Genomic DNA, 6,905 nt, shown 5'->3' on the forward strand with positions numbered 1-6,905 from the left:
GGAGGCAAACAATGCCCTCAATGCAGCAACTTTCGATAATGGTGGTGGATGACACCTCCGTCAGCCGTGCTCTACTGACCGATGGGCTAGATCAGATCGGTCTCAAGTCCTTCAAAGTCGCCAAGGACGGCGAAGAGGCGTTAAAAATGATGATGACCGCGCCGTGCCATCTAGTCATCTCCGATTTCAATATGCCCAAGATTGATGGTATCCAACTTTTGCGTGCCCTGCGTCAGCACGGACCGACGAGCAAGGTCGGTTTCATTCTTGTCACCGGCAAGGGCGACAAGGCCCTGATCGACGAGGGCAAGAAATGGGGTCTCAATAATTTTCTTGCCAAACCGTTCACAGTGCCGGCGCTAAGAACATGCATCGAAGCTGTGGTCGGCAAGTTGACATGACCGCGCCGATACAAAAGGACAATCGTGTCCATATCATTCAAGGCGAGTACTACGTGGCGGACAATAAGGACGTCATGGTAACGACGATCCTTGGCTCCTGTGTCGCTGCCTGTATTCGAGATCCCCTGGCGGGAGTCGGCGGCATCAATCACTTTCTCTTGCCCGGCACGCCAGGCAGAACGAAAGCCGGCGAGGCCGAGCGTATGGGCGTCCATCTCATGGAGTTGCTCGTCAACGGTCTCTTGAAACGCGGCGCGCGCCGAGATCGGCTGGAGGGCAAGCTTTTCGGAGGCGCGCGAACGGTTAGGGGTCATAACGACATCGGCCGGCATAACGTTGAATTCGCCGAGCGCTTCTTGCGCGATGAGGGGATAGCCCACATCGGCGGAAGCACGGGCGGATTGCACGGGCGCCGGATTCAGTATTGGCCGGTCTCAGGACGCGCACGGCAAATTCTACTCGCCAGCACGGTGGAGGTTGAGCGCCCCGCCATCGCTCCGGCGCCCGCCGTCGTCAGCAATGCGGGCGAACTGGAATTGTTCTGATTTTACGGATGCAATGGGGAGGTGCGCTATGAGCGGTACAGATTCTGAAATGAAGAATAGCGAAACCGCAATCGTGCCGGTGCCCAAGGTTCTGGAAGCGGTGGGCCATGAGGTCCGTGTCTTGGCAGACGGCGTCAACGACCTTCAGGAATTGGTCAGCAATCTTGTTGTTGCCGGTGCGTTCAGCGGTTCGAATTCGCTATACGGACTGCAGTCGCTCGACCGCATCTCCCAGGGCCTCGATGCCATTTCGGATTATCTCGGCAGCCTTTCGAAGCTTTCCTCGCCGAATTGGAAAATCGACGTGGCAGAAGCGTCTAAAGACGTGAAACTTACCGAAATCTGCGACCGCCTGAACGGAATAGCGAACGAACACGAGCCGCATGAAGGCGCCGGTGATTTCGAAGATTTCGCATTGACAGGATGAAAATCTTAGGCGCCGACGAATTCCCGTGCGGCGTCAAGTGATACGAAGCGTCGGCGACCGACGAGCGTATTGATCTCGATCGAGCCGTCGTCGAATTGCAGAAATTCCCGCCCTGCAAGCTTCCCGCCCACCGTAGGCTTTCTTGGCGGCGGAGCTGGGATGCTGGCCTGCGGCTGTTCCGCGGATTCGCTCCGTCGATCCGGCAGAAGCTCGCGCTTAACTGTAGTGCGGGGGCCGATGCGTACAGAAAAGTACCGGCGTTCAATGAGCGGCAGAAGTTTCATCGCGACAGCCGCGATCAGAATACTTTGGGCGACTGTCAACGCCATGAGCCTGTGGATCCATATGCCCGGCGTATCCGACATCAGCGCCGAATAGCCGGTAACAAAGATGATTGCCGAGATAAGGCCAAGGCCAGCGAACACCGAGAATGCGGTGATACTCCCGGGCGAAGTCCGTCGCCCGCGAGGTCTTCCGATTGCCATGTCTGCAGGATCTATCTTGAACGCTGCGGCGGCAGCTGATTCGCGTAAAACCGCCTCGAATGCGAAGTGATCAGGGTTTGCGTTCATGGCTTCTCATCATGTCTTGCTTTGAGAGATAGGTCCAACTGTCGATCATAATGTCTTTGATGACGTCATGACCCAGCCGCTTGTTTGTACCCGCGATGATATTTGCCGTGAGATCGTTGAGTGCCTTTTTCCGGCCGGTCTTAATGTCCTTTGGCGTCGTCTCATAAATAAGGCGAAATGCTTCGTCGGCGACGAAAGCTTCCGGCTGTATAGAACTCGTCTTCACGAGATCGGCGTCTGCCGCAAATCGTAGTCTCGTAACGACATATCCAAGGACTTCACCATTCGACAGGATGGGCACGCTGACCATCGGCGTTTTCATCATCTGCAGCTTGGGTACGTCCTCCTTGCCTGCAGTGTTGGCGGCGGAAGCTTTCCAGGTCACAGCACCATAGACGCCGCCGACTGTCGAAAGACACGCCACAACACTGAGCAGGATCATGCGGATCACGGCAGATTCCCGTAAGGTCCGATATTGCGTGTGTAGGTGCCGTCGGATTCGGCGCTCTGGATCGCTTCAGATAGCATCGCCGCAATTTCGCGAACTGCGTCGAGATGGAGCCGAATGCGGCGCAAATTGACGGCTAGTTTCTCGCGGAACGCCACCAGCCGCATTTGCAGATCGGAATTGACGTCCGATCGTTGCAGCCTTCGCATTGCTTGGTTGAGATCGAGAAGGCCCTGATTTTTACGATCGTTCGACGATTTGAAATCGAATTCCAAAGATTTGCTCAGCGCAGCCGTTTCTTCGTCAAGATAGCTTTCAATCCGCGCGATGATCGAAAAAACCACGGTGCGCGCAGCTTCGGGATCCTGAGGCGTCAGGCGCGCCGCTGAAGCGAGACGGCGTCCGGTAGGTGGTACACCCGTCGGTATCGGTGTCGACGCTTTACCCTTGGTTCCAAGTGCAGCAGCACTCATTTTACTTTCCCTTGAGCCGATCGGTTTCGGTTTGGATCATCTGCGCGATGCCGATTGTTCCGGTCTTTGAAAGTGTCGTCGCGAGTGTGTCGGCGAACATCGATCGCCACATTGTTCCTGCCGTCCCATCGCCAAATAGCGCCTCGGAATCCTTCGGCATCGACGCTTCCAGCATCTGTTTCAGATAAAGGGCCTCGAATTTCTGCCCGACCTCTTTTGCCTTATCGGTCGGCTTGCCCGAATGAGCATCTGTCGTACCCGTGCCACGTGTCGAGGCTGGCCGGACCGTTTGTCCAGCCGTCCAGGTCGCCACGTCGGCGGCGGAGGCGCGGAGTATTTCGGACATGATCGGGCATCGCGCAAAAAAACCGAAGATCGCCCTAGCTTGGACCCAGAGACTTACCCCGGCCTTGCGCGGCAATCGCTTCCTGGAATTCTAAGAGTGATTCGAGCTCCGCCTGTTCGAGTTTGCGGTCTTCTTCAGCCTGTGCGCTTGCAAGCAGCTCTGTAGCTGCTCGCCGGCGGGCGGCGGCTTGCGAATAGCGCTTCAGAACAATTTCGTGCTCTCGGGACAGCTGCTGGATGCGCCGTTCGAGGCGTCCAATTCGGCTCGAAAGCAACGCCGTGAAGAGCCCATTGATGGTCGATGGATTTTCGAGACTTCTGAAAATGTCGTCTTGGGTAGCCCGGTGCTCCGCAATTTCCTGTGTCAATTCGCTGACGCGCACACGCTCGACGGTTTCGAGGTCATGAAAGACATCGACTAGGCGTTGCAGCTTCTTCGCGGATTTAGCCATGTTGCCCGAGTGTCGCGATTGCCTGTGTAACCAGGGAGCCGAATATCTGCAGCATTCCCGTATCGATCTGCAGCAGAATGATAAGACCACCGACAACGACGAATGGCGTCGACACGAAGTAAGATGGAATTTGCGGAACCATCTTATTGAGGAACCCGAACGCCAAATTCACCATGATCGAATAGACGACCAGCGCCGCGCTAAGTTGTAGTGTGAGCTTGAACGCAGTCCCAAACGTATTGACGATCGTCGAAAGGTCCGGGGGCAATGCAAATTGCGACCCGACTTTCAGAACCTGATAGGAGTTCTGAAGCATCCGAATGATGGTCACGTGCTGGTTGGTTATGAAAAACAGGACGACAGCGGGCGTCGTGACGAACTCGGAATAGGGCGTTGAGGGGTCATTGCCTTCAATGGCGTGCGAAAATGCCGAGCCGTAGCCCGCCAGGTTAGCCATCCCGATCGCCGCAAATTCGAGCGCAAGAAAAAAAATTCGCACCATGAATCCGAGGAACAGGCCCGCGAGGCTTTCGGTCACGATGAGCCCGATAAGCGCATCGGGTGGCCCACTCGTCAGCGGCCGCACGTCATTATAAAGAAGCGGAGTGATGGCAAGGGCTACAGCAATCGCAACGAAAAGACGGAGCTGAACCGGAATGCGGTCGCTCGAAAATCCGGGAAGCACCATGAAACACGCGCCGACACGACAAAATACGATAAGCGGCACGAGTAAAGTTTCGTGCGTCAACTCTATCATGAAACCGAGCCGAGAGACTGGATCTGAACGCCCCGGCTGATTTCAAGGTGCGAGAGGACAGGCAACGTACCGTAAAGCCGTTCGGTGACCGTATGCACATAAGGCCGCGTTTCGGCCGCAGTGACGAGAACAAATTGATGGCCCGCATCCATGAGTGGCTGTACGACGCGCGCAAGATCACCGCCGAACTGCTCAATCAGCCTTGGATCGATATCGAATTCGACGACCTCGCCTTTCGCATCGCGCCGCAAAGCCTGATGGAATGCGACTTCCCATTTGTTTCCGAGCCGTACGACCTTTAGGTTGTTGTGCTCGCTGAGATCGCCGCAAATTTGCGACGCAAGACGCATCCGCACATGCTCGGTAATCTGCTCGGCTTTGCGCGAGAATGGCGCAATTTCCGCAACGGCTTCCAGAATAAGGTGCAGATTCCGGATCGAGATTCGCTCTGCCAGCAGCATCTTCAAGACGCTTTGCAGGCCAGAATAAGAGATCTGGGATGGGCAGATTTCTTCAAGAAGTTTGCGATATTCGGGATCCAGCCGATCGAGAAGCGAACGCAAATCGCGATACGAAAGCAGCTGCGCAAGGTTGTTGCGAATGACCTCGGCCACGTGTGTCAGAAGCACGGACGTATTTTCGACCGGCACGAAGCCGTCACGCTTCAAGGCGTTGGTGAAAATATCGGGTACCCAGATAGCCTTCATGCCGAACGCCGGTTCGCGCGTTTCGTCGCCGGGTGTGTCGGGCTTTGGACCGTCGCCGACGACGACGAGGACATCGCCCAGCCGAAGCTCGGCACTTGCGACGACGGTTCCGTGTACCTTGATTTGATAGCTCTTTGACGGGACAGACAGGTCTTCCGCGAGTTTGATATCGGGGACCACGAAACCATATTGCTTCGCGAATTTGCGCCGCATCTTCGCGACGCGTTGCGGCAAGTCGCTTGAAGGGCGCATGAGCACCGTTGAGATTTGCTTTCCGAAGCAAATCTCAATTTCGTTGGTTTTGAGTTGCTCGCGGATCGATTGCCGCGATTGTTCCTCCGCCGATACGACTTGCGCAGTCTTGGCCGACGCAGCCGCGCGTGCTCCAGCCTCCTTTTGCCGCGTCAGCCCGATACTGATGAATGTCAGCATTCCGCCGATCGCAGCGAAGGGCAGCAAGGGCAATCCGGGAGCGGTCGCGAGAACAGCCATGACGCCGCCCGCGAGCAAAAGCGCCTTCGGATAATTGCCGAACTGATTGACGATAACGCCTTCAGTCGAGCCATGCGTGCCGCCCTTAGAAACGAGAAGACCCGCGGCGAGCGCGACAATCAGGGCGGGCATCTGCGTGACGAGACCGTCGCCGACGGAAAGCTTCACGAACGTATCGACGGCGTGCTCGAAAGAAAGATCGTGCTGCGTGACGCCGATAATGATGCCGCCGAAAATATTTACGGCCGTGATAATGAGCCCGGCGATCGCATCACCGCGCACGAACTTCGACGCGCCGTCCATAGCGCCGAAGAATTGGCTTTCTTCTTCCAGCTCTTTTCGCCTGCGAATCGCTTCCTTCTCGTCAATGGAGCCGGAAGACAGATCGGCATCTACCGCCATCTGCTTGCCGGGCAACGAATCGAGTGTGAATCGCGCGCCGACTTCAGCGATACGTGTCGCGCCTTTGGTGATGACGACGAAGTTGACCGTGACGAGGATGATGAAAACGACGATGCCGATGACGAAGTTGCCGCTCATCACGAATTGCGCGAAGCCGGCTATAACGTGCCCCGCGGCGGTCGGTCCTTCAGCGCCGTGAGAAAGGATGAGGCGGGTCGTTGCAACGTTGAGCGATAGGCGAAGCAGCGTCGCAATCAACAGCACGGTTGGAAATGCCGAGAATTCGAGCGGCCTGCGTATCCACAACGCAACCATCAGGATGAGCACGGAAAGTGCGATCGAAAGCGCCAATCCGAGGTCAAGCAGGAACGACGGCAAGGGCAGGAACAGGATCGTCAAAATGGCGACGACGCCCACCGCGAGACCTGCGTCGCGTTGGCCTAGGACGAGTTCGATGCCGCCCTCTGCGGTCTTCGTTGCTGCCATGAAACTGGAATCCCCGACTACGGTGCGGGGAAAGCTTGCAAGCCGAAGCTTGCGCGAGGTCGGCACGCTACCAAAAAGCGACGACAATTCGCGTCCGGCGAGGCTGATAATCCTCACCAATCAGCGGCTTGGCAGAGCTAAGTATCAACAACCAAAAGACAGTAGCGCGTGCAACTCAAGCGCAAGCCGCATTTGCTCGTGAAACCCTCACTTAGAGCGTGCGCCGGGACGTCCGCCGCCCCACCCCGGAATACCCGATACCGAACGCTTGCACCGCCGTCGGATCCAGGACGTTGCGAAGGTCGATAATCGTGTTCCCGGCCATTTGTGACTTGATCGTTTGGAGATCGAGCGCGCGGTATTCGTTCCATTCCGTCAGCACGACGAGAATGTCCGCA

The 6,905-nt window shown here is 56.5% G+C and carries 11 protein-coding genes; 3 read left to right on the forward strand and 8 right to left on the reverse strand.

Features of this window, described 5'->3' with window-relative positions:
* The first annotated feature begins 11 nt into the window (after nucleotides 1-11).
* Genes VHB22_RS06805 through VHB22_RS06815 form a run of 3 tightly spaced genes read left to right on the forward strand, consistent with a single transcriptional unit; the run spans nucleotide 12 to nucleotide 1,373 of the window.
* Nucleotides 12-401, forward strand: coding sequence for a response regulator (locus VHB22_RS06805; RefSeq protein WP_325456207.1), 390 nt, complete (start codon nucleotides 12-14; stop codon nucleotides 399-401).
* Nucleotides 398-946, forward strand: a complete 549-nt coding sequence (locus VHB22_RS06810) for a chemotaxis protein CheD (RefSeq protein ID WP_325456208.1) — start codon at nucleotides 398-400, stop codon at nucleotides 944-946. The genes VHB22_RS06805 and VHB22_RS06810 overlap by 4 nt, the downstream gene beginning before the upstream one ends.
* A 28-nt stretch (nucleotides 947-974) precedes the next feature.
* The gene (locus VHB22_RS06815; RefSeq protein ID WP_325456209.1) at nucleotides 975-1,373 is read left to right on the forward strand and encodes a hypothetical protein; all 399 of its coding nucleotides are present in this window, start codon (nucleotides 975-977) and stop codon (nucleotides 1,371-1,373) included.
* Between the two features lie 5 nt (nucleotides 1,374-1,378).
* Here the strand turns inward: VHB22_RS06815 and VHB22_RS06820 are convergent, their stop codons facing one another.
* The 8 genes from VHB22_RS06820 to VHB22_RS06855 all read right to left on the reverse strand — a co-directional run.
* Nucleotides 1,379-1,945, reverse strand: a complete 567-nt coding sequence (locus VHB22_RS06820; protein WP_325456210.1) for a hypothetical protein — start codon at nucleotides 1,943-1,945, stop codon at nucleotides 1,379-1,381.
* Nucleotides 1,929-2,387 carry a flagellar basal body-associated protein FliL gene (locus VHB22_RS06825; RefSeq protein WP_325456218.1) on the reverse strand — a complete coding sequence of 153 codons (459 nt, stop codon included), beginning with the start codon at nucleotides 2,385-2,387 and terminating at the stop codon, nucleotides 1,929-1,931. The genes VHB22_RS06820 and VHB22_RS06825 overlap by 17 nt, the downstream gene beginning before the upstream one ends.
* Before the next feature lie 5 nt (nucleotides 2,388-2,392).
* Complete coding sequence (locus VHB22_RS06830) at nucleotides 2,393-2,866, reverse strand: hypothetical protein (RefSeq protein WP_325456211.1); 474 nt, start codon at nucleotides 2,864-2,866, stop codon at nucleotides 2,393-2,395.
* 1 nt (nucleotide 2,867) lies between these two features.
* On the reverse strand, nucleotides 2,868-3,212 hold the full coding sequence (locus VHB22_RS06835; protein WP_325456212.1) for a rod-binding protein: 345 nt from the start codon (nucleotides 3,210-3,212) through the stop codon (nucleotides 2,868-2,870).
* A 34-nt stretch (nucleotides 3,213-3,246) separates the two neighbouring features.
* The gene (locus VHB22_RS06840) at nucleotides 3,247-3,663 is read right to left on the reverse strand and encodes a hypothetical protein (RefSeq protein ID WP_325456213.1); all 417 of its coding nucleotides are present in this window, start codon (nucleotides 3,661-3,663) and stop codon (nucleotides 3,247-3,249) included.
* Nucleotides 3,656-4,420, reverse strand: coding sequence for a flagellar biosynthetic protein FliR (locus VHB22_RS06845; protein WP_325456214.1), 765 nt, complete (start codon nucleotides 4,418-4,420; stop codon nucleotides 3,656-3,658). The genes VHB22_RS06840 and VHB22_RS06845 overlap by 8 nt, the downstream gene beginning before the upstream one ends.
* On the reverse strand, nucleotides 4,417-6,507 hold the full coding sequence (gene flhA, locus VHB22_RS06850; protein ID WP_325456215.1) for a flagellar biosynthesis protein FlhA: 2,091 nt from the start codon (nucleotides 6,505-6,507) through the stop codon (nucleotides 4,417-4,419). Before flhA ends, VHB22_RS06845 begins: the two co-directional genes overlap by 4 nt.
* 211 nt (nucleotides 6,508-6,718) lie before the next feature.
* Nucleotides 6,719-6,905 (reverse strand): UDP binding domain-containing protein (locus tag VHB22_RS06855; protein WP_325456216.1); only part of this gene is annotated, 187 nt, incomplete at its 5' end.

The organism is Hyphomicrobium sp., assembly GCF_035548195.1.
Lineage (GTDB): Bacteria > Pseudomonadota > Alphaproteobacteria > Rhizobiales > Hyphomicrobiaceae > Hyphomicrobium_B.